Origin of the sequence: Enterobacter cloacae complex sp. 2024EL-00214 (genome assembly GCF_043945575.1) — a bacterium.
Classification (GTDB): Bacteria; Pseudomonadota; Gammaproteobacteria; order Enterobacterales; family Enterobacteriaceae; genus Enterobacter; species Enterobacter cloacae_P.
The window spans coordinates 157,594-184,559 of sequence record NZ_JBIMRC010000006.1 but is presented as its reverse complement, the minus strand read 5'-3'; the positions used below and the strand labels follow the sequence as shown (position 1 = coordinate 184,559).

Sequence of the window (26,966 nt, the reverse complement as noted above, 5' to 3'; positions counted from 1 at the left end):
TATGTTCCCCGAGGAGATCGCCCCGCGTAAAACCCGTTTTACTGAACACCAGAGCATTGCCGTTCTGACGTTCGTCAAAGCCGGGTGTACCGTTAAAGATGTCTTTCGGTGTGTAACCCGGCTCCGCTGGTGACGCCTGAGGTACTTAACCCGGCGGGTCGATAGACGTTATGCATGAAACCGCTGTCCTGTGGCACGTGAGGCCCCATGAGTCACTGAATAACCAGGTGCCGGAAGAGTATAGGTTGATGGCTGAAACACCAGATATCTCAAAAAGTGCATGGAACTAAAACCAGTGTCCTTACATCCTGATTCACCAGCAATTAGCGCAAAATATCATAAGATACTGGAGAGATTATGCAGATATGGTTATATGGATAAAGACCTATTTGGACACGGTAAAAAGAGAGGCAAGTGTGCAGTTTATATAAAAATTTCATGGCGAAATTAAATAGAAGAATGTAATCACCATTAGTGAAATTAAAAAGCATTTTGGCAATAAATGCTCTCAATCTAATAATAGGTTGATTGATTTTAATTGGCTTTTTAAGATAGTTTGTCCACGATTTCTTGATATACTTAAGCGCGAAGTATTCTTCTGAATTTGGCCTGCTTAATTGCAGGCTTTTTTTTAATTATAGAAAATTCAGTATCAAGAACATCGGTTTGCTAACCACATTTACTCAGTGGCTGTGACGTTCTTTCGCGGAGGGAGTCAGCATGCAATTCAACCACCTCTTGATGCTATGAGAGGTAGTGCATGGGACAGGGTGGTTGCGTTAACAACCTTGCACTTCAGGACATGTACTCAGACATATATCAGCAATAAATGCCTTTGATATCAAAGGCATTTTACTAATCTGATTTAACCAACTGTACTTCCGTTGATTCAAGGTAGAGTGCCAGAGTATGCAGTATTTTGGGAATGAACTCGTAAGGAAGTTTATTATCCCGCTGGAAAGCCTGCTGCAGAGTACCTATAGCGAGGGAATGAAGGAAGTTCGCTTCTCGTATAATTTCTGGTTTCGTAACGTTCTTGATCCTGCACTCTAATATATGGATCAGGAATGCAAGAAACTTCGACTGTGTAAAATCCGGATTTATTCTCAGAAGAAGTGGTAAATAGGCCTTGTTCTCAATAAGGAAGTTGGCATAGGGCTGAAAAATAGTATTAATAAGATCGCCTGCAGGCAAAGAGCACCAGTCCTGCTCCACATGTTTGTTCTTTATCGCGTCCAGCATCTCGGAAAGTTTGTTATCAAAACTGAGCTTCAGTGATGCCTTAACGGACTCAATATCGGGGAAAAAATGATAAAGCGAACCCGGCGCTGTACCTGAACGCTTTGCAAGCTCCTGAATAGTGAGCTTTTCAATGGAGATGTCACTGATAATCTCAGCGGCTGCATCCAGGATTTTTTGAACCCTGAGGTGCCCCCTTCGTTGCATGGGGGGGCGTAAGCGGTTGGTATCTGAAATTGCCATAATGCGTCCCGGAAGAAGGTGACCTGTTGGTTGTCTATTTTGCACGATCTTGAGATTTGGTGCTGTATAAGATAAGCTAAACTTGAATAAAGATTCAAATTTAGCTACTTTCACATTAAATTTCATGAACATACGAAAATGTACAAACATCCAGGCAAGCCATCATCATTCCATCTTCTGACGGTGCTGTTTATTGCCGTGAGCTCCCTGACTGGGTGTTCTCCCGCACCTTCTGTTGTCTTTTTCGGCGCATCCTTCCCTGACTGGCTTCTGTGTACGGGCATCGGTGTTACAGGAATGACGCTCTTACACCTACTTTCCAGTAACTTGCACAAAACGGGCTGGTTATCCCCGGCAGTCGTTGTGTATCCCTGCGTTACAGCATTGATTTCTATGCTGGCATGGCTGATTTTCTTCCCGTCTTAAGGTGCCGAAATGACCGTAAAAAGAAAAATTTATGCGCTCAGTTTATTACTGGTGACGCTGATGGTTTTGGTGCTTGTCTTGTTCAGAATTGATGCCGCACCGCGTACTGATGATGCTTATGTCTATGCTGACACCATCAACGTCGTTCCTGAGGTGAGTGGCAGAATTATTGAATTGCCAGTCAAAGATAACCAGCTCGTGAAGAAAGGGGAGCTGCTTTACCGCATTGATCCGCGTCCATTCCAGAATTCACTGGATGCCAGTCAGGCCCGCCTGATCGCCCTGAATGAGCAGATCAAGTTATCAGAACGCTCCGTCAGTGCGCAGCAGTACAACGCCGATGCCGTCGCTGCCCAGGTAGAGAGTGCCCGTAGTCAGTATCAGCAGGCGCAGGATACATATAACCGTAAGCTGGCGCTGATGGGTAAAAACTATGTGTCTAAAGAAGAGCTGGAGCAGGCCAGAACAGCGAGAAACAGTGCTGAAGCTAATTATAACTCGACCAGACTTCAGGCCCGACAGGCCAGTGCCGCTGTCAGCGGTGTGGATGCGCTTGTGGCGCAGCGGGATGAAGTCAGGGCACAAATTGCCGAAGCTAAGCTGAATCTTGAATACAGTGAAGTTCGTGCCCCATTCGATGGACGAGTCACGGCACTGAAGACCACGGCGGGTCAATATGCATCCCTGGCGCAACCCGTCATGACGCTCATTGATACAAGACAGTGGTATGTCATCGCCAACTTCCGGGAAACCGATCTGAAAGGTATTACTGAAGGAACAACGGCAACGGTATTTATCATGGCGGATACCAGCAAAGCTTTTTCTGGCACCGTAGAGTCAATGAGCTATGGCGTTGCTCCGGGTGACAGTGCCACCGTCGGAGGCCTGCAGTTAGTCGAAAAGACCATTAACTGGGTTCATGTTTCCCAGCGTTTCCCGGTAAAAATAAAAATGTCTGAAACCGATAAAGGACTCTTCCGTATTGGTGCTTCAGCTGTTGTAACGTTGCACCGCGGCAACAAGGTTTAACGGGGTCAGGCTATGGGTACCACGTCTCCTGCTATGAGTGATTTGTGGATTTCTATGCGTCCATATCCCGGGCGTCTGAACCATGTCTTACGTGCTATGGTGGCCTGTACGATTGTGGTGATCATGTCTCAAAGCCTGCAGGTACCGCTGCTGGCTTTGTCATTAATTACTGTTTTTTTTGTCACCCAGACGAACATTGTTGTGACCAGACTGACGGGGATACTGTTTATCGTCGGGTCCACTTTCTCTATTCTTCTGTCATTAATGGTTCTGAAAGTGACATGGAATACCCCGTTTTTGCGGATCCTAATCTCCTTCACGCTTTTTTTTGTCAGCGTGTTTTTGATGCGGACGACAAAAATCGGTGTGGTATTTTTTGTGGTCGCTATTGTCGCAATATACACGCAAAGCCTTGTGGATATTTCACCTGATGCAGAAACTCTGGTCAGAGGGATCCTTTGGGTATGGGTGGCCGTTAACTACCCCATTGCCGTGACATTAATTGTCAATTCTCTCCTGATGCCAGTGGAGCCGGAGATCCAGCTAAAACGGGCCATTGGAAAACAACTGTCGGATATGGCTTCTCTGCTTTCAGCTGATGCCACGTTACTGCGAAGACAAAATACCTTAAGCCAGGCAGGACGCGATATTCAGACGCTGTACCGGCTTTTGCGTTACAAAACGATGCGGGACAAACATGCTGCACAAAAAGGGGGGCATTATCTTACTGCGATCGCAATTGTTTCTGAACTGCGTACGGCGTCGTGCCATCTTCCCGCTAGCTTTGAAGGGGAGGATGTATTAAAGGATGCAGAAACACTCCGTAATGCACTAAAGCCGTTAGAATTAATGCTAATTAATGGGGAGCCTGACTGGCAAACGAAACCTCCGGTATTGCATTCCGCAGAACCGGCCTTTATCGCGATAGCGGGCATTATCAGCTCTTATAACAAAAAAGTGGCGGCAGCGGAAAATAAGGCAAATACCCAGGTACCATCGCCAGCTACACACGCGGGTTTTCTGGTAAAGGATGCCTTCAGCAACGAACATTATGTGTTTTTTTCACTTAAAACACTGCTGAGTGCGGCAGTTTGTTATTTGTTCTATACCGCAACGGACTGGTCAGGTATTCATACCATTATGCTCAGTTGCCTCATTGTTGCGCAGCCAGGTCTGGGGAATACGCAGCGGAAAATCATCCTTCGTCTGGTCGGGGCTGCAGTTGGCAGTGTGTTTGCGCTGGTGACTATTGTCTATCTTACTCCACGGATCGATACGCTGTTTGGCTTGCTCTGTATTGTGCTTCCCGTCATCGCATTGTCGTCGTGGATCTCTGCTGGCCCGGAGAATGTAAGTTATGCAGGGGTGCAAATCATGTTCACCTTCGCTCTTGCGACGCTTGAGACGTTTGGTCCGGTCACAGGGCTGACAGAAGTAAGGGACAGGATCGTCGGTATTATCCTGGGGATTATCGTTGCAGGTCTTATCCATACCCTGATAAGACCGGAACGAGAGGGCGGTGTAATGCTGCAGAATCTTGGTGCATTATTTGATGAAGCCCGGAGCTGGCTTCACAGTGCAACTCGCCATAATGAAACACGTCAGAAGGTCGCGACCGGTCTCGTGGAATGTGAAGATATCGCGGCCAGAGTTGCCATTGAACCCACCTGGTTTAGCGCTGAAGGATCGCATGATCAGTTGCATCAACACTCTCTGTCGATTTTGAACGCCATAAAAAATGTGCTTTTTTATATCGATCGCGTTTCGTTTGAAAAAGAACATCTGAAAAACCAGGAACCCGCCAATGAATTTATTTTGGGGATTCAGGGTAATATGGACAAGATTTCCAGTGTGTTAAATGGCAGGACTGTAAGCGATGGCGATGTTTATTATCCTGTTCCCGATAGCGTATTGCCGGACTCGTTCAGGGATGCCGCTAAGGGGTTAGAGGAGAGCCAGCGACACTTCTTTAACCTCACCTCAACGTTATAATTTGTCTTGTACTTAAGCCTCTGGTTGGGCTTAATGCGATGTTCTTTTTTTGTAATTTTGTTAAAAAATAAAAAGTTATTTTCAAATTTATTTGGAGTGTTGGGGTATTGTGTTTTTGAGTTATTTGATCATGGGGTTGTGACTATGAAATATAGTGGAAGCATGAAGTAACGCCGTGAAATTAAAATAAGTGAGGAAACTCCCACTTATAAAAAAACACCACTCCAGCTCTTGATTAAACATCTCTAATGTTAAAGATTAGTTAAAGACAATGACCGGGAGGCAATGCGGTGAAGCAGAACCAAACTAAAGAACATCATACTTTGACCGAAATGTTTGAATCATCTTGCATAACTTATGAGTGCTATCCTGCCATTATATGCAACGATGCGATAGTCAGTTATGCAAAAATGGGCGAGCTCAGCAGAAATATCGCTGCATGGTTACAAAATGAAGCTTTTTTTACGCGTGGTGATTGTATTGCTATCATGCTTCCAAATTCATTACAGTATGCAATATCAGTCATGGGGGTGTTACGGTCAGGGATGGTCGTTGTTAACATAAACCCAAATTCGACACGCTATGAAATTGAAAAATACATGATGGACTGTTGTCCTAAGGCCATCATTACGTTACCAGAACTGAAAGAAAAATGTCCGGAAGGTGATAATCTTTATATTATTGAAGCTGGTATGGATGATTTTCCGGACACGCCGGATGAATGTCTATCTGACTCATATGAAAAGGGAAATCTCACCACTCTCGAAAAAATTATATTTTTGGGACAGTCTTGTTCATTTACCGCTCCCGAGGTAAAACAGAATACCCTGGCCTTTCTTCAGTATACCGGTGGCACGAGTGGAATTCCAAAGGCGGCAATGTTGACTCATGGCAATATCGCGGCAAACCTCAATCAATTACATCATGTTTGCGGTGAATATCTGACAAAGGGTAAAGAGCGAATTGTAACTGCATTGCCCTTATATCATATCTTTTCACTAACGGTGAATTTCCTTTATTTCTTTTCGATTGGCGCAGTGAATATTTTTATCAGAGATGCCAGAAAAATTGATGACGTCATCAGTGCCATGATGAAGTATAAATTTACGGCCATTACAGGGGTTAACACGCTTTATAACGCATTGTTGAACCACCATAAATTTACAGAACTGGATTTCTCAGCAGTGAATTTTTGCGTTAGCGGTGGTACGGAGCTGGTTCGCCCGGTGGCTGAGAAATGGTTCGGCATGACAGGAAAACCGATTCTGGCGGGTTACGGCATGACGGAGTGTTCTCCTCTGGTTTCCGTTCAGTCTTTTGCAACCACGCAATGCCTGAGTAACGTGGGTTGTGCCGTGACAGAGACGCAGATAAAACTGGTTGATGCCGATGGGAATACTGTTTCACCCGGTGAAAAAGGTGAAGTCGCAGTCAAAGGGCCTCAGGTTATGTCCGGGTACTGGAAAAGAGATGGAGAAACTCATGAGGCTTTAAGAGATGGATGGTATTTCACAGGCGATCTCGCCGTGCAGGATCGGCAAGGCGTCATTACTATTCAGGGCAGAAAGAAAGATATCATTATAGTTTCCGGGTTTAATGTTTACCCTGCTGAAATTGAAGCTGTGGTTCTGCAACATCCATCAGTCAAAGAGGCGGTGGCAATAGGCGTGCAGGATGATGTTACTGGCGAGGCGATAAAACTATTTATCGTGCCATCAGATATAACGCCAATGGAAAGTGATATTCGGGATTACTGCCGAAAATTTGTGACATCATATAAAGTGCCTAAACATATTGAGTATATTGATGCATTACCTAAATCTGGTGTGGGTAAGGTTCTCAGATATAAACTTAAAGGTATTTCGGAATGAGCGAAAAGCAGCAATCGCACGATCTTATTCGTGTGATTGAAAAACTTAATGTCCTTTATCACGAGATGAGGAATGAAGTTAATAAAGCTTTATTGCCAATGGCGTTAAGCTTATCAAAATTGCGTGTGTTGAAGGTGATACAAGATACACCACAATGCTATGCTTCAAGCATCATGGATTGTCTGAACTTCAGCTCCCGAAGTGTCACGGAAGCACTGGATTTTCTCTTATTAGCCGGATTCATTACACGTGAAAAAGAATCTGGTAATCGTAAAGTGAAAATTGTCCGGCTCACCACGGCGGGAGAAATTATCCTTGCCAAAGCTATGAGCGAGCGGGACAGGAAACTGAATGAATTACTGTCTTGCATGAATAATAGTGATTTGGAAATGTTCCAGGACGTTATTAACAGAATGTTTATTTCGTACAAGAGCATGAAAGGCTTGTAATGGGGCTATTGAGGTAAGCAACATGATTGTTGAAGGTCTGCATAAACTGAGTGTTTTTATGATGTGTGATCTTTTTGACCATTTTGATTTACGAAATGGCTATGACACAGAGCTTATACGTACTGCTATTTCGACAAACCATTTATGGGCGCTGGAAGTGGCGTATCCCGGTCTTCTGAATGAGTTTGAAGTTCCGGAAGAAACTGTTTTTATTAATGAAACAGCTTGTCTTTTTAAGAAACTGCAGAGAACCTATCACACGTTTTCGGATAGTGAAAAGGATAAGCTTTTTACTGCTATTCCAAATTTTTCGCTTACGCACGACCTCGCATTTCAGGGGTTTGATTCGATCAGCGAACGTAATATGTTAGATGTGTCAAAGATATTGACGTTACTGGGTTATCATTCGGACATGGATCTCACTAAAGAAACATATAACGCCACGACTCAGAGATACACCCGGATGCTTGACCTTGTCATTCTTCCTGGTCAGGAGAATGATCCTTCTGGTGTGTTTTCTCTGGAACTTTTCTGTAAAATCATTCTTGCGGGACGTTAACCTGTTAACTTTTTCTCATCATGACGGCTATGTAATAATGGATTCTGAATCGACTCGATGAAGGACTCATCGAGTCGTATTAAAAACAAAGTGAGAACACTGAGTCGGGCTCAGTAGAGAGTATTACTGTTTTAGCAAGCGTGGAAGCTGATTATTCAGTTCAAGCAAGCAGCTATTCATATATTTTTCAGTTTCGCTGATAACTTTCTTATAATTGTTTGCATTCCAGTCGCTCAATGGGGCCTCGACAGGTGTTGGGGTACATTCTGCTACTGTAAATGCAGAGAACATATTCCCGCTTTCCGGACGTTTATAGAACAGAACTTTATATTTTAGCTGGTAAAGCGGTGTTGCAGCATTCGCATCTTTATAGATTAATGCCCAGGTCGCCTTACCAATATACAGCGGTTGTTTATAGAGGTGGCCGTTACCTTTTTCATTCATCCACTGAGTAATATTTTGTTTGGCTTTTGGAATAAACCAGTTGTTCGTTGGGTTCTCCAGCGTTTCGACTGTTGTTCCTTTATAGTTCTCTTTATCAAAATCACTACTGTTGATACTTCCGAGTAATGCGCCGACCACAGCGATCCCCATACCGGCCGCTGCATGAGCCGGAGTCACTTCGCGTAAGTGACTATCGGCCACTCGATTGTTATTCAGCTCTGGAATGGCGGACACGCTGTAAATTTCAATTGAGCTACCATTTGCCGCCTTTACGGTGTCTGGTTTTACCGATCCTGCGCAGCCAGCAAGAATTAAAGATGCGGATACCATTGCTAAAAGACGTACTTTCATTTTCTCTCCATGTAATAATTTAACTTAAATGGCCGTGTCGATTATCTGTGCCAGATATATCAGCTGATTTAGCAAAAGGCTCTGTTCACCCTGGTAAGGTATGCTGACGTATTTTCATATTGAGTATCGACTTGCCCGTTAATTTCTTGAGCCATGTAGTCATATTCCTTTGACGGGCATCAAATTTGCTGGTGATATTAGTAACCACCGCTGTGTCTCAGTAATCCTCCCAGGTACCACCAGTAGAAAGCCTTTGGCAAGAGAAGCCAACGGTTGCGGGCTAACGATTACCCCGCCTCCAGCATCCCGAAGCTCACAATCCTCGCTCTTCCCAGCTCTTTTGCCCGGTACAGGGCCACATCCGCCGCGCGCAGCAGGTTGTCGCTCTGGGCGTGCTGTGGGTAGCTGGCAATACCGATCGACACATCCACCGGGCCAATCTCAGAAAGCCCATAGCGCAGCGACAGCGCACGCACGCCGTTATAAATATCCGTCGCGCAGTCGTGGGCTACCTCTTCATCTGCACCGGCAAGAAGCGCCAGAAATTCTTCGCCACCGTAGCGGAAAGCAAGCCCGCTTTCATGTACGGCGCGCTGAATAATCGTCGCTACGCTCTTAATCACCTGATCGCCCGCCTCGTGGCCGAAGCGATCGTTAATGCTCTTGAAGTGATCAATGTCGATCATCAGACAACTCACCGGCTCATTATTGCGTATCGCCTGTGCCATTTGGGTACGCAGCGTGTCTTCCAGATGATGACGGTTGCGCAGCCCGGTAAGCGGATCGAACAACGCTTTTTCCAGCAGAGCGTCACGCAATCTCTGGTTAGACAACGCCAGACCCAGCGCTTCAGCCATCAATTCAAGATAAGCGCGGGAGGGCGCGGTTTCGGAGGTGATGTTCTGGAAAGAGAGCAAACCAATCGCCTCACCCTGGGCGATGAGCGGCACGCACAGTGAGTGATGCGCGCAAGATCCCGGAAGGTGATAACAGGTCACGTCCGGCTCGCCGTTAACCGGCGGATGGCTTTGCCCACGGCGGATAGCCCAGCATTCATCAGGGTTGAACGCCGTTTTGTCACCTTCGGGTGACAGCCATTCCGCCGAGCAGCGCATCTCCCACGGATCGCGATCGAGAATGTATAAGCGCCCGGACACGCCCGGCGCGATATTGGGGGCGAACAGCTCCGCCACGTTAATGACATCCGCGAAGCTCTCACATCCCTGCAGGCGTTGCGTCATACGCGCCAGCAGCTCACGGATGGCCCAGTCGGCATCGCGCTCTTTTTCCAGTCGCTGCCTTGCCAGACCATTTTCACGGAAGATGCGAATGGCCTGCGCCATATCGCCGATTTCATCAATCTGGTTGAAATTCGGTGTTTCAACCGCGTAATCCTGTGATGCCAGGCGGTGTACCACGTCGCTCAGGCGCACCACGGGGCGCAATACGCGACGCTTGATAATAAAGCCCATCACGAACAGGAAGAGCAGGGCAGTCAGGCCGACCATCACTTCAGACGTGGTACGCAACGCTTTTGATGTTTTGGTGGCGGCCTGTACGTTGGCAATGATGCGCTTGTCGAGTATTTGCCGGAAATGGTTGATCTGGTTTTGCGCCCGTTCCATTTCCTGTTCATAGGCTTTGCCATACAGCAGGGCAACGGCCTGCTGCTCTTCACCTTGCGCTATGTTGGAGAGCGCTGTTTGTTGCTCGTCCTGCAACTCATCAATGATCTTTACCCCTTCGCGTAGCAGCAACAGTTCGTCATCCGATGCGCCGTTATCCCGCAGTTTTTCCAGCTTCAGCTCGATATTCTTCAGGTAACCTTCTGACTGGTGGTATTCATTAAGGGTTTGCGGATCTTTTTTAATGACGTACAGGCGAGCTAAATCGGACTGTGCCCAGGCATCTGTTTCCACATCTTCCGTGAGCTGGTCAAAGCGCTGCCGCTGTTCGACAGCATGACGCTCAGCGTTGTCGGCATTGGACGCCATCAGCATGACGATACCGGAGGCGATGGTCAGACATACCGTTACAGCGTATGCCCAGTTAGTCATTGTGGCGATTCGCACCTGTCGATTCCTGTAGCGGCGTTGGTTAAAACAGCATTGATAGCATTATAGGAAAAACCTACTTTCTCGCGATCTAAAAAGGCGACCAGAGGCCGCCTGCGGGGGATTTATCGTCATGTTTTTATAAATCTGTAGGTCTTTTCCCTTCTTCTATAAATTCTGCATCAAGCTCATCGACGTTACCTTCGTGATCGCGTCCGGAAAAGAGATTCCAGCAGGCGATAAACAGTGCGGCAATGAGTGGCCCAATAACAAAGCCATTAATACCATACACTTCCATTCCGCCGAGCGTTGCAATCAGGATCAGGTAATCCGGCATTTTGGTGTCTTTACCCACCAGAAGTGGACGCAGGATATTGTCCACCAGCCCGACGATAATCACAAAGAAGCCGACAATAAACAGCCCTTGCCATAACTGGTGTGTGGCGAACAGGAAAATGGCTGCCGGTACCCAGACGATTGCCGAGCCTACGGCAGGTACCAGCGAGAGGAACGCCATCAGTGCGCCCCAGAGTACGCTGCCGTCGATGCCCACAATGGCAAATGCAATCCCGCCGAGGAGGCCCTGAACCACCGCCACCACCGCCGTGCCTTTGACCGTGGCCCGTGAGACGCCCACAAATTTGGCGAACAGGTGTTGTTTGGCAAAATCAGACAGGGGCAGGGAATCGAGGATCTGGCGTACCAGATACGGCCCGTCTTTGAGCAGAAAGAACAGAAGATAAAGCATAATGCCGAAACTGATTGCGAAGCCAAACGTCCCTTTGCCAATCAGAAACGCACTGCCTGCCAGGTACTGCCCACCCTGCAAGGCCACATCGGAGAGTTTTTTCTGAATTTGCGTCGCGCTGTCCAGATTATGGTCGGCCAGGAACACGCTGGCCCAGCCTGGCAGGTGGGCAAAAAGACGGGCGATCGCTTCCGGGAACGGGGTATTGTTTTGTTGTAGCTTGGTGTAAACCACGTTCAGCTCAATGGCGAGTGACGAGAAGATCACCATCAACGGGATAAAGACGATCAGGCAGATAATGCCGATGGTCAACAGCGAAGCCAGTCCGTTGCGGTCCCCCAGCATGGCGCGCAGTTTGTTTTTCACCGGGTTAAAGATGACGGTCAGAACGGCGGCCCACAGAATTGCGGAGGAATAGGGCGACAGCACATCAAAGAAGGCCCACGTCACAAGGGCGAGGATGAAAATAAAGAAGCCTTTGGTCAGTCCGTTAAAGCGCATCAGTTGATCCTGTAACTAAGAAACTGTGACGACTATAGAACTGATTTAAGGATTTACCAATCCTTGTTCGGTTGTCACCCCGGATGGCGGCTACGCCTGACCCGGCTTTTGGGGGGAGGCCCGTGCAATATCGCGCCGGAGCCACGGCGGGCGTATGAGCCACATGGTTACAGATAACACTTTCGACTGACCGAGGATCTCATTCTCCCGCGCCATGCTGTAAGTATCTGCTTGTGGAGGTACTTATGGCCTGGCGACCCATTCTCTATGTGATCCTGACAACCCACCCCAGACTCAGCGCGCGGCGTGCCCGGCTGTATCTGGTTCATGGCTAGCATTTTATTAACAATCACGGTATAACATACCTTCTTTGGATGTTTAGATGTCCATACGTATAGAAGGTAATATGCAAACACAACAAGAAAATGGGCAGCTTAAGCGCACCATGAAAACACGCCACCTGATTATGCTCTCGCTGGGTGGCGTGATTGGCACAGGGTTATTTTTCAATACGGGTTACATCATTTCGACCACTGGTGCGGCGGGAACGCTGCTGGCGTATTTGATTGGTGCGTTAGTCGTCTGGCTGGTGATGCAGTGTCTGGGCGAACTCTCCGTCGCGATGCCGGAAACCGGGGCGTTTCACGTCTATGCCACCCGCTATCTCGGCCCGGCGACGGGCTATACCGTGGCGTGGCTTTACTGGCTCACCTGGACGGTGGCGCTTGGCTCAAGCTTTACCGCCGCCGGGTTCTGCATGCAGTACTGGTTCCCGCAGGTACCCGTCTGGGCGTGGTGTGTGGTTTTCTGCGTGGTGATTTTTGGCCTCAACGTCATCTCGACGCGCTTCTTTGCCGAAGGCGAATTCTGGTTCTCACTGGTGAAAGTCATCACTATTATTGCCTTCATTATCCTTGGTGGTGCGGCGATCTTTGGCTTTATCCCGATGCAGGATGGTTCTCCCGCGCCTGGCTTAGCCAACATCACCGCTGAAGGCTGGTTCCCGCACGGCGGGCTGCCGATCCTGATGACGATGGTGGCGGTGAACTTTGCTTTCTCCGGTACCGAGCTGATTGGCATCGCCGCGGGGGAAACCGAAAACCCGCATAAGGTTATTCCGGTGGCGATCCGTACGACCATCGCGCGTCTGATTGTCTTCTTTATTGGTACCGTGTTTGTGCTGGCGGCGCTGATCCCGATGCAGCAGGCTGGTGTGGAAAAAAGCCCGTTTGTGCTGGTGTTTGAAAAAGTCGGCATTCCGTACGCGGCGGACATCTTTAACTTTGTGATTCTGACGGCGATCCTCTCGGCGGCGAACTCGGGGCTATATGCCTCTGGTCGCATGCTGTGGTCGCTCTCGAATGAAAAAACGTTGCCGCGCTGCTTTGCCCGCGTGAATAAAAACGGCGTACCGCTGATGGCGATTTCGGTTTCCATGCTGGGTGGTGTTCTGGCGCTGTTCTCAAGCGTTGTGGCACCGGACACGGTATTTGTCGCCCTGTCGGCTATTTCCGGTTTTGCGGTGGTGGCGGTGTGGATTAGCATTTGTGCGTCGCATTTTGTCTTTCGTCGCCGTCATCTGCAGTCCGGCCAGCCGCTGTCCGCGCTGCAGTATCGCGCGCCGTGGTATCCGCTGGTACCGGTACTCGGGTTTATTCTCTGCGTGGTGGCCTGTGTTGGCCTGGCGTTTGATCCGAGCCAGAGAATTGCGCTTTACTGCGGATTGCCGTTTGTCGCCCTGTGTTATGGTGCGTACTACCTGACCCGAAACCTGGCAACACAGGAGCCTGAACATGTCGCTGAATAATTCGCTTACCGCCATCCTTGAAAAACAACCGTTTGTGGTGCTGGATGGTGCGATGGCAACGGAGCTGGAAGCGCGCGGCTGTAACCTGGCAGACAGCCTCTGGTCTGCCAAAGTGCTGATGGAAAACCCGGAGCTTATCCGCGAAGTACACCTCGACTACTATCGTGCGGGGGCACAGGTGGCGATCACTGCCAGCTATCAGGCCACGCCTGCGGGCTTTGCGGCGCGAGGTCTTGACGAGGCGCAATCCCGGACGCTGATTGGTAAAAGCGTGGAGCTGGCGCGTAAGGCGCGCGAGGCGTATCTGGCGGAGAATGCGCAGGCGGGTGCGCTGCTGGTCGCAGGCTCTGTGGGGCCGTATGGCGCGTATCTGGCTGATGGCTCAGAGTATCGCGGCGATTATGTACGTAGCGCAGAGGAATTTGTGGCATTCCACCGTCCGCGTGTGGAGGCGTTGCTGGATGCGGGGGTTGATCTGCTGGCCTGCGAAACGCTGCCGTCCTTTGCGGAGATCAAAGCCCTGGCGGCACTGCTGGCAGAGTATCCCCGTGCCCGGGCGTGGTTCTCGTTTACCCTGCGTGACAGTGAGCACTTAAGCGATGGTACGCCGTTGCGTGACGTTGTTTCTGTGCTGGAAAACGACCCGCAAATTGTGGCGCTGGGCATTAACTGCATTGCGCTGGAAAACACCACGGCGGCGCTGAAGCATCTGCACAGCCTGACGTCGCTACCGCTGGTGGTCTACCCGAACTCGGGCGAACATTACGATGCGGTGACGAAAACCTGGCATCACCACGGTGAAGCGTGTGAAACGCTGGCGGGATACCTGCCGCAGTGGCTGGCGGCGGGTGCGAAGTTGATTGGCGGATGCTGTCGGACAACGCCAAAAGATATTGCTGAGCTGAACCTGCTGCGCTGAGGTATCGTGCGGGCTGATGCCCTCACCCCGGTCCTCTCCCACTGGGGGAGGGAGAAAAAACACCGCACAAAATTCACTATCCTTTCTCGCTTTTTATCTAAAAACGAATCGTTATTAGCGATTCGTTTTTATTCCTTTATCAAAATTCTCGCACCGGAAATACTGCCCCCATAACAACAAGGGGAGCAGGCACTATGGCAATTTCATCGCGAATTACACTACTCGGCGCGCTGGCGCTGTGGGCATTTCAGGCGCAGGCGGTGGAGGTTACCGTCGCGTATCAAACCTCTGCGGAGCCGGCGAAGGTCGCGCAGGCGGATAATACCTTTGCTAAAGAGAGCGGGGCGAAAGTCGACTGGCGTAAGTTCGACAGTGGCGCGGCCATCGTGCGGGCGTTAGCGTCCGGCGACGTGCAAATTGGTAATCTCGGCTCCAGCCCGCTGGCCGTTGCGGCCAGCCAGCAGGTGCCGATTGAAGTCTTCCTGCTCGCATCCCAGCTCGGTAACTCTGAAGCGCTGGTGGTGAAGAAAAACATCACCAAACCGGAAGATCTGATTGGCAAGCGTATCGCCGTGCCGTTTATCTCCACCACCCACTACAGCCTGCTGGCAGCGCTCAAACACTGGGGCATCAAACCGGGTCAGGTACAAATTATCAACCTGCAGCCACCGGCGATTATCGCGGCCTGGCAGCGCGGTGACATTGATGGCGCTTACGTCTGGGCACCTGCGGTGAATGAGCTGGAAAAAGACGGCACCGTGCTGACCGACTCCGAAAAAGTCGGCCAGTGGGGCGCGCCGACCCTCGACGTGTGGGTGGTGCGTAAAGACTTCGCAGGGAAACATCCAGAGGTGGTAAAAGCCTTCGCCAAAAGCGCGATTGACGCTCAGCAGCCGTACATCAGCAACCCGGATGAATGGCTGAAGCAGCCTGCTAATCTGGAAAAACTGTCGCGCCTGAGCGGTGTACCGGAAGCGGACGTACCGGGGCTGGTGAAGGGCAATACCTACCTGACCCCTGCGCAGCAGGTTCAGCAACTGACCGGGCCGGTAAATAAAGCGATTGTCGATACTGCTACCTTCCTGAAAGAGCAGGGCAAAGTGCCGGCGGTCGCGGCGGATTACAGCCAGTATGTGACCGATCGCTTTGTGAAATAAGGAGGTTGCGATGCTGAATATTACAAATCTGTACGCTGATTACGCCGGGAAGTCTGCGCTGGAGGATATCAACCTGACGCTGGACAGCGGTGAGCTGCTGGTCGTACTCGGCCCGTCAGGTTGCGGAAAAACCACGCTGCTGAATTTGATCGCCGGATTTGTACCGTACCAGCATGGCACCATTCAACTGGAAGGCAAAAAGGTGGAAAACCCCGGCGCTGAACGCGGCGTGGTCTTCCAGAACGAAGGATTGCTTCCCTGGCGTAACGTGCAGGAAAACGTGGCATTTGGGCTCCAGCTTGCGGGTATCAATCGCGAAAAACGGTTGGCAATGGCACGGGAAATGCTGAAGAAAGTGGGTCTGGAAGGGGCGGAAAAACGCTTTATCTGGCAGCTTTCCGGCGGCCAGCGGCAGCGTGTCGGGATTGCCCGCGCGCTGGCGGCGGATCCGCAGCTGTTACTGCTGGATGAGCCGTTCGGGGCGCTGGATGCCTTTACCCGTGAGCAGATGCAAACCCTGCTCCTGCGCCTGTGGCACGAAACCGGTAAGCAGGTGCTACTGATCACCCACGACATCGAAGAAGCCGTATTTATGGCCACTGAACTGGTGCTGTTATCACCGGGGCCGGGCCGTGTGCTCGAACGGTTGCCGCTCGAATTCGCCCGTCGTTATGTGGTGGGGGAACCAGTGCGCAACATCAAATCTGATCCGCTGTTTATCGAACAGCGTGAATACGTCTTAAGCCGCGTGTTTGAACAACGGGAGGCCTTCTCATGAGCATCGTCTTCAGTGAAAAAATGCGCCGTACTCGTCTGGTGCTGCGCTGGCCTTTTTCTCGTCAAATCACATTGAGCGTCGGTACGCTGCTGGTGTTACTGGTGGTGTGGTGGGCGGTTGCCGCGCAGCAGTGGATCAGCCCGCTGTTCCTGCCGCCGCCGGGACAGGTGCTGGCAAAACTTATCACCATTGCCGGGCCGCAGGGCTTTATGGATGCCACGCTCTGGCAGCATCTGGGAGCCAGTCTGGCACGTATTCTGGTGGCGCTGCTGGCTGCCGTCATTATCGGCATCCCTGTGGGGATTGCGATGGGCTTAAGCCCGACGGTGCGCGGCATCCTCGATCCGCTGATTGAGCTTTACCGCCCTGTGCCGCCGCTGGCCTATCTGCCGCTGATGGTGATCTGGTTCGGCATCGGTGAAACGTCAAAAATCCTGCTGATTTATCTGGCGATTTTTGCTCCGGTGACTATGTCCGCCCTGGCGGGGGTGAAAAGTGCCCAGCAGGTGCGGATCCGCGCAGCGCAGTCGTTGGGTGCCAGCCGTACACAGGTGCTGCTGTTCGTCATTTTACCGGGCGCACTGCCGGAGATTTTAACCGGACTGCGCATCGGGCTTGGCGTGGGCTGGTCGACGCTGGTGGCGGCAGAGCTTATTGCCGCCACGCGGGGATTAGGATTTATGGTGCAGTCCGCGGGAGAGTTCCTGGCGACTGACGTGGTGCTGGCAGGGATCGCGGTGATCGCCGTGATCGCCTTCGGATTAGAACTGGGGCTGCGCGCGTTACAGCGTCGCCTGACGCCCTGGCATGGAGAAATACAATGAGTGAACGTCTGACCATTACCCCGCTGGGGCCGTACATTGGCGCACAGGTTTCGGGCCTGGATGTGACCCGTCCGCTGAGCGATAACCAGTTCGAGCAGCTCTATCACGCGGTGCTGCGCCATCAGGTGGTGTTCCTGCGCGAGCAGGCGATCACCCCCCAGCAGCAGCGCGCGCTGGCCCTGCGTTTTGGCGACCTGCATATCCACCCGGTTTACCCGCAGGCGGAAGGCGTGGAGGAGATTATTGTTCTGGATACCCACAACGATAACCCGCCGGATAACGACAACTGGCACACCGACGTGACTTTTATTGAGACGCCGCCCGCCGGAGCGATCCTCGCGGCGAAACTGCTCCCGGAGACCGGCGGCGATACGCTGTGGGCGAGCGGGATCGCGGCGTTTGAGGCGCTGTCTGCGCCATTCCAGACGTTGCTGAGCGGGCTGCGGGCGGAGCACGACTTTAAGAAATCGTTCCAGGAATATAAGTACCGTAAAACGGAAGCGGAACACCAGCGCTGGCTGGAGGCGGTTGCGAAGCATCCTCCGCTGCTGCATCCGGTGGTGAGAACCCATCCGGTAACGGGCAAGCAGGCACTGTTCGTGAATGAAGGATTCACAACACGCATTGTGGATGTGACGGAAAAAGAGAGCGAGGCACTATTAGGTTTTCTGTTCGCCCATATCACCAAACCGGAGTTTCAGGTGCGCTGGCACTGGCAGGAGAGCGATCTGGCGATCTGGGATAACTGCGTGACGCAGCACTATGCCAATGCGGACTATCTGCCGCAGCGAAGGATTATGCAGCGGGCGACGATTCTGGGGGATAAGCCGTTTTACCGTGCGCCTTGATCCCCTCACCCTAACACTCGTCCCAAAGGGGCGAGGGGACTGTCCGCTGCGGTTTTCAGGAGAAGGCTACAGATGCGCCTCGATATACCGTTGATAACGATTCGCCTTCAGGTAGCACAGATCCACCAGTACCAGCCCGTCGACGCAGTTGTTGAACGCCGGATCGCTGCCAAAATCGATAAACTGCACGCCGCCGGGTTCACACAGCTCAGAATACTGTTTGTAGAGCGGCGGAATACCACAGCCCAGATTGCCGAGCAGGGATTTTAGCTTCGTCAGGTCGTCAACGTAATCCACCCCACCAAACTGCGCCAGTACGTCCGGTAACGACGCCGGATAAGGCTGGCGTGAGGCCGCTAACGGGTGGCTTGCCGGGAACCAGAGGCGATAAAACGCCACCAACAGATCCCGTGCGGCAGGCGGTAGTCCCCCAGAAATAGAGACCGGGCCAAACAGATAGCGGTAGTGCGGATAACGTGCCAGATATGCGCCAATACCCGACCACAGGTAGTCCAGGCCGCGACGTCCCCAGTAGCGTGGCTGAATAAAGCTGCGTCCCAGCTCAATACCGTGTTCCAGCACATCCTGCATTTTGTCGTCGTAGTGGAACAGGCTGTAGCTGTACAGCCCCTCTGTGCCACGTTTTTCAACCTGCATTGCCGTCGGCATAAAGCGATACGCGCCGACAATCTCCAGATCCTCTTCATCCCACAGGATCAGGTGCAGATAATCATCATCATAGCTGTCGGTGTCCCTGCGCTTCCCGCTTCCTTCCCCCACGGCGCGAAACGCAATCTCACGCAGGCGACCCAGCTCACGCAAGAGGGGAGCCTCTTCCTGGCCGTTACGCTGCCACAGGTAGATTGTTTTGCCATCACCGGTTTTGCCCAGGCACTCAGCCTGCGCCAGTTCGCGTTTCAGCGTGGCCCGGTCTTCCGGGCGCGCAATGGCACACTGGGTTTTAAAGACGCCAGGCAATCCCTTGCCAAGACGCATCACGTGCTGACGGCACTGCTCGGCCATCTCACGTGACGAAAGGGGGAGGCTAAACCAGTTGTCCCAGGCAATTTGCTGGCCAATTTTAATCGGCAACTGGCTGTGGCGACGACGGAACATCTGCTGCATCAGCAGCAGCATGGAGAGCGTCGGTGACACCAGGGTGCTGGCGTAGAAGAGCAGGCTGTTATGCGCCTGAATATGTACCGGTAGCAGGGGGGCGCGCAGTTTGCCGGCAAGTTTGATAAAGCCAGAGTGCCATTTTTTATCGCGAATGCCTTTGCGCGTCAGGCGCGAGACTTCCCCTGCCGGGAAGAAGATCAGTACGCCGGCGTTTTGCAGATGTTGCTCCATCTGCACCAGTGAGGTTTTTGCGGTCTTACCGCCCATATTATCCACCGGGATAAACAGTGAGCTGAGCGGCTCCAGGTGGGTCAGCATTCGGTTGGTAACGACTTTAACATCGCGACGCACGCGCGAAACGGCATACAGCAGCGCCAGTCCATCCAGGGTACCGGTCGGGTGGTTGGCAATAATGACCAGCGGGCCATGTTCGGGGATTTGTTCGAGATCGCGGGCGGAAACGGTGCAGAGAATATCGAGGTGCTCCAGAACTTGCTCCACCATATCCAGCCCCTTCAGGTGGCGGTGGTTTGCGGCAAACTGCTGGAATTCTTCTTCGTAGAACAGTCTTTTTAACAGACTTTTTTGCCAGGGTGCGGGCCTCGCCTGAGGCCAAAGGTCATCGAGAACATTGTCGAGACTAAACATGGTAACTCCTCCTGCCGTCTTGCGAAGACAGTAGAAGGACGAGATGTCTGTTGTATTGCAGTTTGGTGAAGATTAGTAGGATGCCGGGTAAGGCGAAGCCGCCACCCGGCACAACAGAGGATTAACGCAGAATTTTCTTCTCGGCCAGATCAAGCGCAAAGTAGCTGAAGATCAGATCCGCACCTGCGCGTTTGATCGCACCCAGGCTTTCCAGAATCACTTTCTCTTCGTCGATCGCACCCGCCAGTGCAGCGAATTTGATCATGGCGTACTCTCCGCTCACCTGGTAGGCACCCAGCGGCAGCCCGGTACGTTCGCGGATATCGCGCAGGATGTCCAGATACGCCCCAGCCGGTTTAACCATCAGGCAGTCTGCACCCTGGGCTTCATCCAGCAGGGATTCACGGATGGCTTCACGGCGGTTCAGTGGGTTCATCTGATACGTTTTGCGATCGCCTTTCAGCGCCGTGCCCGCTGCTTCACGGAACGGGCCGTAGAAGGAGGAGGCAAACTTGGTGGAGTAGGACATGATGGCGGTGTCAGTGAAACCGGCAGCATCCAGCGCCTGACGGATCGCCTGAACTTGTCCGTCCATTGCTGCGGATGGTGCGATGAAATCAGCACCGGCAGCGGCAGCAACAACGGCCTGTTTGCCGAGGTTCAGCAGGGTCGCATCGTTATCCACACCGTGATCGCACAGCACACCGCAGTGGCCGTGAGACGTGTATTCGCAGAAACAGGTATCGGACATGACGATCATTTCCGGCACCGTCTCTTTGCAGATACGGGACATACGGGCGACAAGGCCATCTTCTTTCCAGGCATCACTGCCGGTGGCATCGGTATGGTGGGAGATCCCGAAAGTCATCACCGAGCGGATACCCGCATTAGCGATACGTTCGATCTCACGAGCCAGATGTTTTTCCGGAATGCGCATCACACCCGGCATGGCATCAATGGCCTTGTAGTCATCAATCTCTTCTTCAACAAAAATCGGCAACACCAGATCGTTTAAGGTCAGTGTTGTCTCTTCAAACATAGCGCGCAGTGCAGGTGACTTGCGCAGGCGACGGGGACGAGCAATTAAATCGGTCATGGTATGCCTGACGTTTGTGGAACAAAGAGGGTTAGTGTACCTGAAACGGGGGAAGGGTGTTTTGCTAAAGTGGTTTTTTTTGTTCAATACTTTCAGGTACGCTGTATTCGAAAAAATATATACTGTGGCTAATATGTGTTTTATGTGTGGTAGATATTGGTATGATTTCTATATTTGTGTCCTTATATAAATAAGGATTATTTATTTTTGATTGCAATGTTTTTTATTGTTTGCGTGGATGGTCTTAACTTTATGTTTTTATAATATTTATATTGAATACGTCATGTCTGCATGGTTTTTTCATGTTATTTGTCTGGATACGGACTTAATCGAATCATTCATTGAACCTTTTCAGATTGAAACTGCATAATTCCCTTCGCAATAAAATATTGCTGAATGATTTGATGGACAAACTTGCTTACGTCCCTGAGGAGGGATGACCCAATGCAAACATGGAAAAAGAAACTGGTTGTATCTCAACTTGCATTAGCCTGCACCCTGGCTATCGCTTCTCAGGCAAATGCGAAAGATATTTCGGGTACAACATATAATACCTTCGGATATGATAATACAGCATCTACCCCCTGGTATTATGGCTATGCCGACTGGGGTTACTCAGATACCACTCACGATGGTGATATTTATCCGGTGATGAATAAGTCAACGGTAAATGGTGTTATTTCAACGTATTATCTGGATGACGGTATCAATGGTCACGCTAATGCACTGAGTATTTCCAACAGTACTATTAATGGCATGATTACGTCTGAATGTATGACGACGTCGTGTGCCGATGGTGTGGATACAGATGGCACCACACATACTCAGTATGACCGTTTTAGTCTGACCGTAGATAACAGCACCATCAATGATACGTATGAGCATTACGCTTATGACGTTGTGAATGGCGATACTTCAGAAACCCATTATCTGGACACCTACGATCTGGGTAATGCCATTACGCTGGACGTTGAGTCAGATATTGTTATTCAGAATAACTCCCACGTAGCGGGTATCACCCTGACACAGGGTTATCAGGAGCTGGATAATACCCCGTATGACGGTATTGAAGGTGTTGCTAACAGCGCTAACGTCTTCACTGACACGCTGGTCGTGAAAGACTCTGTGTTGACGTCCGGTGCATACAGCGATCTCGGGACCAGCGGTTTCTATGGTCAAACCGCGAAGCCGAGCGATTATGGCGAAGCTAACGCCACTGCGGCAGATGACGCGGCGCTGATTGTTGCCGCAGGTGCGTCTGACAACGCTATGCAGACCACGGCGACGTTTGATCATTCTACCATCACCGGTGACATTCTCTTCTCCAGCACCTTCGATAACAATTTCTACACGAATGGCGATCCTGCAACCGATACCACCGATGACGGTGTGTATAACCCAACCACCAACGGCTGGGATGGTACTGATAAGCTGGATGTCACGTTGACGAATGGCAGCAAGTGGGTTGGTGCAGCGCAATCCAGCGTTGAAGCCATTGGCACTTCGCAGATGTACGGTCTGGGCTACAGCAACGTAGACTGGAGTACGCTGTCTCCTAACAGCATCTGGCCTGATTCCACTTTCGACACTAACAGTCACGTTGCGGGTGAAGAGGTCTATCAGAGCGGCCTGTTCAACGTGACGCTGGATCAGGGGTCTGAGTGGGATACTCGTAAGCTGTCTAACATTGATACGCTGACGGTTAATAACCAGTCGCAGGTCAATGTCGAAAATTCCGGTTTACTGGCTGATTCCATCACGCTGACCAATGCTTCATCCCTGAATATCGGCGACACCGGTGGGGTGGCAACTGACAGTCTGTATCTGGATAGCTACAGCCGTGCGGCACTGAGCGAAGAGACTGCATCGCTGTATGCCAACACCATTACCGTGGATAACGGTGCCGAGCTCGCGCTGGGACTGGGTCAGGTTGATACGCACAACATGGTGCTGACCGATGGCGGTGTGCTGAACGTAGCCAGCCGTGATTACGTGCTGAACAGCGATCTGAACAACGCGCGTTATATCACCAACGATAAGAGCAAGGCAGACTACGACTACGGTGTTGTTGCCATTAACTCCGATGGTCATCTGGCGGTAAATGGTGACGTAGCGGGTAACTACAGCGTTCGTATTGATAATGCGACCGGTGCAGGTTCCGTTGCCGACTACAAAAACAAAGAGATCATTCGTGTCTATGACAATAACGAAGACACCAGTGCTCGCTTTACCGCCGCGAACAAAGCCGATTTAGGGGCTTACACATATCAGGCACAGCAGCAGGGAGATTCCGTTGTTCTGCAGCAGAAAGAGCTGACGGATTACGCCAACATGGCGCTGAGCATTCCTTCTGCCAATACCAACATCTGGAACCTGCAGCAGGATACCGTTGGGACGCGTATGACCAACAGCCGTCATGGCCTGGCAGATAACGGCGGAGCGTGGGTAAGCTACTTCGGTGGCAACTTCGACGCTGATAATGGTACCGTCAGCTACGATCAGGACGTGAGTGGCATTATGGTCGGTCTGGATACGCTGATTGACGGCAACAATGCTAAGTGGATCGTCGGTGGTGCAGCAGGCTTTGCGAAAGGCGATATCAGCGATCGTACCGGTCAGGTTGATCAGGATAGCCAGACTGCGATGATTTACGCATCTGCGAAGTTTGCGAATGATCTCTTCATCGACAGCTCCCTGAGCTACACGCGCTTTGATAGCGATCTCTCTGCAAACATGAGCAATGGTCAGTATGTGGACGGTAACACCACCACTGATGCCGTAGGTTTCGGTATGAAACTGGGTTATGACTGGAAGCCAAACCTGTCTGGCTACGTAACGCCTTATGCGGCCGTGTCGGGTCTGTTCCAGTCTGGTGATGATTACCAGCTGAGCAACGACATGCGTATTGATGGCCAGTCTTACGACAGCATGCGTTATGAACTCGGTGTGGATGCGGGTTACACCTTCAACTACGGTGGCGATCAGGCGCTGACGCCTTACTTCAAGCTGGCATATGTGTATGACGATGCTGGTAATAATGCGGACGTGAATGGCGACAGCATTGACAACGGCGTTGAAGGTTCTGCCGTTCGTGTAGGTCTGGGCACGCAGTTTAGCTTCACCAAAAACTTCAGTGCTTACACCGATGCCACTTATCTCGGCGGCGGTGATGTTGACCAGAACTGGGGTGCAAATCTGGGTGTGAAATACAGCTGGTAAAACGCAACGCGGGGGATATTTTCCCCCGCTTTTTTATATGGCAATAAATAATACAGAACTGACAGATACAGGTGATTTGAGGTCTGCATGAACGTTAATGCGAAACCACTTTCTGAATTAGGCCGGCTAGAACAGTGTCTGAAAGACGCCAGTACGCCCTTTAAAGCAGCTTCGCAAAAGATCATTTCAAACGGTTGTAATGATGATGAGCCTCAAACCTATATGATACAAACTGGTATTGTTGAGATCTACCGCCAGTCAAATGGGCTACTTATTGGTATTGCAACGGCTCCTTTTATTTTTGGCCTGACCGCAGGAATGAGCAACAATTGTCGTGAATATATGATGGTTGCACAAACACCGTGTACCGGTTTTTATTTGCCTGCTGTTACGACACGTCAACTTATTCAGCGGACATCTCTTTGGTGGGAGGCATTTTGTTGGTTATCATGGATTAACCACCTGCTTGGCGTGCGGGATAAACAGTTGGTAGGGAATAGTTCCTACAGTCAGATTCGATCCATGCTGATAAATATGTCCGAATGGGACGACACGCTGCGTTCGAAAATTGGCGTAATGAATCATATTCAACGAAGCACACGTATTTCACGCTCCGTTGTTGCGGAGGTTCTGGCCGCATTGCGGCAGGGTAATTATATCAATATGAGCCGGGGCAAACTGGTCAGTATCAACCGTTTGCCCACGGAATATTAAGTCTAGTTAGATGCTGTAAGTACCTGCGCTTTATTGGTACTCAGTTCAGCAACTAAGTTATTGAGGCCATCACTCATATTGACGAAACGCGTGTGCGGGGAGCGAGTGACCACCACAAAAGCCCCTACATTGGACTGCGGGATCATCGCCATATAGGTAATGAATCCACCGCCACCACCGGTTTTCTGAATAATACCCGGGCGACCATTTTTGGGTGCCATATAAACCCAGCCCATGCCGAGTGCATCGGCTTTACCCGGTACATCCATGCCGATGACGCGGTGAAACTGGCTACGCTGATAAATCAGGGTCTGCATCCGGTCGGCCTGGTTGCTGCGTGAATAGAAATCGGAAGACAGGAACTGCTGCATCCAGCGCATCATATCGCCAGGTGTGGAATAGACCCCGCCGCTGCCGATGGCCGCCAGGGTGTTATTGCACGGGCTGGCCCCTTTCTCGGCTACCATCAGGCGGCCACACTGGTCCGGAGATGGGGTAAAAGTAGTGTCCTTCATGCCCAAAGGGCGCGTGATCTGCTCTTCAAACAGCTGAGGATAGGGCTTCCCGGATGCCGTGGATAATGCATCGGCCAGCAGGTCAAATGCCAGGTTTGAATAGGATGCCTGTGAACCCGGTGCAGACTTCAGCGTAGCGGTGCTCAGGTAGTTCCAGCGCTGCTCACGCGTCGGCCAGACGAAGACGTCCCGGTGCGCTGTACCACCAGGTTGCTCACGCGGCAGGGCACTGGTATGTGTTGCAAGGTTTACCAGCGTAATCGGCGAACCCTGATATGTCGGAACGCGCGCACCAGGAGGGGCGTATTTGCTGAGTGGATCGTTAAGTTTCACCACCCCCTGATCGAGCAGTTTCACCAGCATTTCACTGGTCATCAGCTTGGTTAATGACGCAATGCGGATAACAGAGTCCAGCTGTGGACGAACGTTATTGCCGGGACGTGTTTCACCAAAACTCCGGAACACGCGCTGGTTGCCGTCGATGACCACCATCGCCATCCCCGTCGCGCCGCTGCCGTAGTAAATAAGGTTTGCATAACGATCGGCAATATCTGAAGCCAACGCGGGGGCCGTCAGCGGTTGGGCTGCCTGGGCAGTAGACAGGCTCACCGCACACAACGCGGTGAAAGAAAGCAGACAACGTTTCAACGAAAAGCATCCATGAAGTGAATCGGGAAAGTAATAGGTATTTATACTACTAAACGGGACAGAGCAATGCCCCGAATTGCATAACGATAGCCGGAAAAACGTAACCGTGAGTAAATAAGAACAATTTACTTACGACCTACCTCCCAATTTGTGACATCGGGCTTATGATAGACACCGGTGTCATTCAATTTTGCGGAGAACGGTATGTCTGAGAAGCGTGTGGTTATGGTTGTTGATATGCAGCAAGGGGTGTTTGAAACACCCCGTCATCAGCGCGAAAAATGTGTCTCTCTTATCAACCAGCTCACGCAGGCAGCCGATCGGGTTATTTTTATTCAACATACCGAGGCAGGAGGGCTGGAAGAGGGAAGCGAAGGGTTTGCGCTGCTGCCTGACTTACACCAGCCGGCAGGCGCGCTCTATGTTACCAAGACCGCCTGCGATGCGTTTTATAACACTCCGCTTGAGACTCTGCTGCGCGAACACGGGGTTCGTGAGTTTGTGATCTGCGGTTGCGCCACCGATTACTGTGTCGATGCCACTTTTAAAAACGGTGTCAGCCGGGGTTACCACATTACCGTTGCAGAAGATGCCCACACGACGGCGAATCGCACTGCAGCTGATGCACATATCCTGATTAACCACTATAACGATGTCTGGCGTAACTTCATTGCACCCGCCAATCCCCCGGCGGTGAAACGCACCGAAACAATTCTCGAAAACTGGAAAGCGAACTAATAATAGCGCGTCGGGTCTGACCTTTTTGCC

The 26,966-nt window shown here is 51.1% G+C and carries 22 protein-coding genes and 1 pseudogene; 16 read left to right on the top strand and 7 right to left on the bottom strand.

Annotated features, from left to right (window positions below; translation table 11 throughout):
* Positions 1-200 precede the first annotated feature (200 nt).
* Positions 201-290: pseudogene (locus ACHHZ6_RS09440) on the top strand (integrase); the annotation flags it as partial.
* Positions 291-855: 565 nt separating this feature from the next.
* Here ACHHZ6_RS09440 and ACHHZ6_RS09435 read toward each other — a convergent pair.
* Positions 856-1,596, bottom strand: coding sequence for a TetR/AcrR family transcriptional regulator (locus tag ACHHZ6_RS09435; protein ID WP_182919468.1), 741 nt, complete (start codon positions 1,594-1,596; stop codon positions 856-858).
* Between the two features lie 24 nt (positions 1,597-1,620).
* On the opposite strand from ACHHZ6_RS09435, the gene ACHHZ6_RS09430 reads away from it, so the two are divergent.
* The 6 genes from ACHHZ6_RS09430 to ACHHZ6_RS09405 all read left to right on the top strand — a co-directional run bounded on the left by ACHHZ6_RS09430 (position 1,621) and on the right by ACHHZ6_RS09405 (position 7,808).
* Positions 1,621-1,908 carry a YtcA family lipoprotein gene (locus ACHHZ6_RS09430; protein ID WP_182920005.1) on the top strand — a complete coding sequence of 96 codons (288 nt, stop codon included), beginning with the start codon at positions 1,621-1,623 and terminating at the stop codon, positions 1,906-1,908.
* Positions 1,909-1,917: 9 nt separating this feature from the next.
* Positions 1,918-2,937, top strand: coding sequence for a multidrug transporter subunit MdtN (mdtN, locus tag ACHHZ6_RS09425; RefSeq protein WP_395122137.1), 1,020 nt, complete (start codon positions 1,918-1,920; stop codon positions 2,935-2,937).
* A 12-nt stretch (positions 2,938-2,949) separates the two neighbouring features.
* Entirely contained in the window at positions 2,950-4,929 is a 1,980-nt protein-coding gene (locus ACHHZ6_RS09420; RefSeq protein WP_182919469.1) for an FUSC family protein, read from the top strand.
* A gap of 290 nt (positions 4,930-5,219) precedes the next feature.
* The gene (locus ACHHZ6_RS09415) at positions 5,220-6,800 is read left to right on the top strand and encodes an AMP-binding protein (protein ID WP_196390891.1); all 1,581 of its coding nucleotides are present in this window, start codon (positions 5,220-5,222) and stop codon (positions 6,798-6,800) included.
* Positions 6,797-7,249 carry a MarR family winged helix-turn-helix transcriptional regulator gene (locus ACHHZ6_RS09410; protein ID WP_196390892.1) on the top strand — a complete coding sequence of 151 codons (453 nt, stop codon included), beginning with the start codon at positions 6,797-6,799 and terminating at the stop codon, positions 7,247-7,249. The genes ACHHZ6_RS09415 and ACHHZ6_RS09410 overlap by 4 nt, the downstream gene beginning before the upstream one ends.
* A gap of 22 nt (positions 7,250-7,271) precedes the next feature.
* The gene (locus ACHHZ6_RS09405) at positions 7,272-7,808 is read left to right on the top strand and encodes a hypothetical protein (RefSeq protein WP_196390893.1); all 537 of its coding nucleotides are present in this window, start codon (positions 7,272-7,274) and stop codon (positions 7,806-7,808) included.
* A gap of 123 nt (positions 7,809-7,931) precedes the next feature.
* On the opposite strand, the gene ACHHZ6_RS09400 is transcribed toward ACHHZ6_RS09405, so the two are convergent.
* The 3 genes from ACHHZ6_RS09400 to ACHHZ6_RS09390 all read right to left on the bottom strand — a co-directional run bounded on the left by ACHHZ6_RS09400 (position 7,932) and on the right by ACHHZ6_RS09390 (position 11,906).
* A complete protein-coding gene (locus ACHHZ6_RS09400) occupies positions 7,932-8,603 on the bottom strand; it encodes a hypothetical protein (RefSeq protein WP_182273876.1) in 672 nt (223 codons plus the stop codon).
* A 287-nt stretch (positions 8,604-8,890) separates the two neighbouring features.
* On the bottom strand, positions 8,891-10,675 hold the full coding sequence (locus ACHHZ6_RS09395; RefSeq protein ID WP_182273877.1) for a diguanylate cyclase: 1,785 nt from the start codon (positions 10,673-10,675) through the stop codon (positions 8,891-8,893).
* A gap of 121 nt (positions 10,676-10,796) precedes the next feature.
* Positions 10,797-11,906 carry an AI-2E family transporter gene (locus ACHHZ6_RS09390; protein WP_182273878.1) on the bottom strand — a complete coding sequence of 370 codons (1,110 nt, stop codon included), beginning with the start codon at positions 11,904-11,906 and terminating at the stop codon, positions 10,797-10,799.
* Positions 11,907-12,312: 406 nt separating this feature from the next.
* Between ACHHZ6_RS09390 and mmuP the strand changes: the two genes are divergently transcribed.
* From mmuP to tauD, 6 genes are all read left to right on the top strand, one after another.
* Positions 12,313-13,713, top strand: coding sequence for an S-methylmethionine permease (gene mmuP, locus ACHHZ6_RS09385; RefSeq protein WP_182273879.1), 1,401 nt, complete (start codon positions 12,313-12,315; stop codon positions 13,711-13,713).
* Positions 13,700-14,632, top strand: coding sequence for a homocysteine S-methyltransferase (gene mmuM, locus ACHHZ6_RS09380; protein WP_182273880.1), 933 nt, complete (start codon positions 13,700-13,702; stop codon positions 14,630-14,632). Before mmuP ends, mmuM begins: the two co-directional genes overlap by 14 nt.
* Positions 14,633-14,826: 194 nt before the next feature.
* The gene (gene tauA / locus ACHHZ6_RS09375; RefSeq protein WP_182273881.1) at positions 14,827-15,789 is read left to right on the top strand and encodes a taurine ABC transporter substrate-binding protein; all 963 of its coding nucleotides are present in this window, start codon (positions 14,827-14,829) and stop codon (positions 15,787-15,789) included.
* A 10-nt stretch (positions 15,790-15,799) separates the two neighbouring features.
* Entirely contained in the window at positions 15,800-16,567 is a 768-nt protein-coding gene (gene tauB, locus ACHHZ6_RS09370; RefSeq protein WP_395122136.1) for a taurine ABC transporter ATP-binding subunit, read from the top strand.
* The gene (tauC, locus tag ACHHZ6_RS09365) at positions 16,564-17,391 is read left to right on the top strand and encodes a taurine ABC transporter permease TauC (protein ID WP_182273883.1); all 828 of its coding nucleotides are present in this window, start codon (positions 16,564-16,566) and stop codon (positions 17,389-17,391) included. The genes tauB and tauC overlap by 4 nt, the downstream gene beginning before the upstream one ends.
* Entirely contained in the window at positions 17,388-18,239 is an 852-nt protein-coding gene (tauD, locus tag ACHHZ6_RS09360) for a taurine dioxygenase (protein WP_395122135.1), read from the top strand. The genes tauC and tauD overlap by 4 nt, the downstream gene beginning before the upstream one ends.
* A 66-nt stretch (positions 18,240-18,305) precedes the next feature.
* Here the strand turns inward: tauD and ACHHZ6_RS09355 are convergent, their stop codons facing one another.
* Entirely contained in the window at positions 18,306-20,006 is a 1,701-nt protein-coding gene (locus ACHHZ6_RS09355; protein WP_395122134.1) for a lysophospholipid acyltransferase family protein, read from the bottom strand.
* A gap of 121 nt (positions 20,007-20,127) precedes the next feature.
* Positions 20,128-21,102 (bottom strand): porphobilinogen synthase, encoded by a 975-nt coding sequence (hemB, locus tag ACHHZ6_RS09350; RefSeq protein WP_182273886.1) that lies wholly within the window; start codon positions 21,100-21,102, stop codon positions 20,128-20,130.
* Positions 21,103-21,546: 444 nt separating this feature from the next.
* On the opposite strand from hemB, the gene ACHHZ6_RS09345 reads away from it, so the two are divergent.
* Both ACHHZ6_RS09345 and ACHHZ6_RS09340 read left to right on the top strand, forming a co-directional pair.
* Complete coding sequence (locus ACHHZ6_RS09345; RefSeq protein WP_182273887.1) at positions 21,547-24,321, top strand: autotransporter outer membrane beta-barrel domain-containing protein; 2,775 nt, start codon at positions 21,547-21,549, stop codon at positions 24,319-24,321.
* Between the two features lie 87 nt (positions 24,322-24,408).
* Positions 24,409-25,035, top strand: coding sequence for a helix-turn-helix domain-containing protein (locus ACHHZ6_RS09340; protein ID WP_182273888.1), 627 nt, complete (start codon positions 24,409-24,411; stop codon positions 25,033-25,035).
* Positions 25,036-25,037: 2 nt separating this feature from the next.
* Here the strand turns inward: ACHHZ6_RS09340 and ampH are convergent, their stop codons facing one another.
* The gene (gene ampH, locus ACHHZ6_RS09335; protein WP_182273889.1) at positions 25,038-26,198 is read right to left on the bottom strand and encodes a D-alanyl-D-alanine-carboxypeptidase/endopeptidase AmpH; all 1,161 of its coding nucleotides are present in this window, start codon (positions 26,196-26,198) and stop codon (positions 25,038-25,040) included.
* Between the two features lie 204 nt (positions 26,199-26,402).
* Here ampH and ACHHZ6_RS09330 point away from each other — a divergent pair, with 204 nt between their 5' ends.
* Positions 26,403-26,936: an isochorismatase family protein gene (locus ACHHZ6_RS09330; protein ID WP_182273890.1), complete on the top strand. Its 534-nt coding sequence runs from the start codon at positions 26,403-26,405 to the stop codon at positions 26,934-26,936.
* Positions 26,937-26,966: the final 30 nt, after the last annotated feature.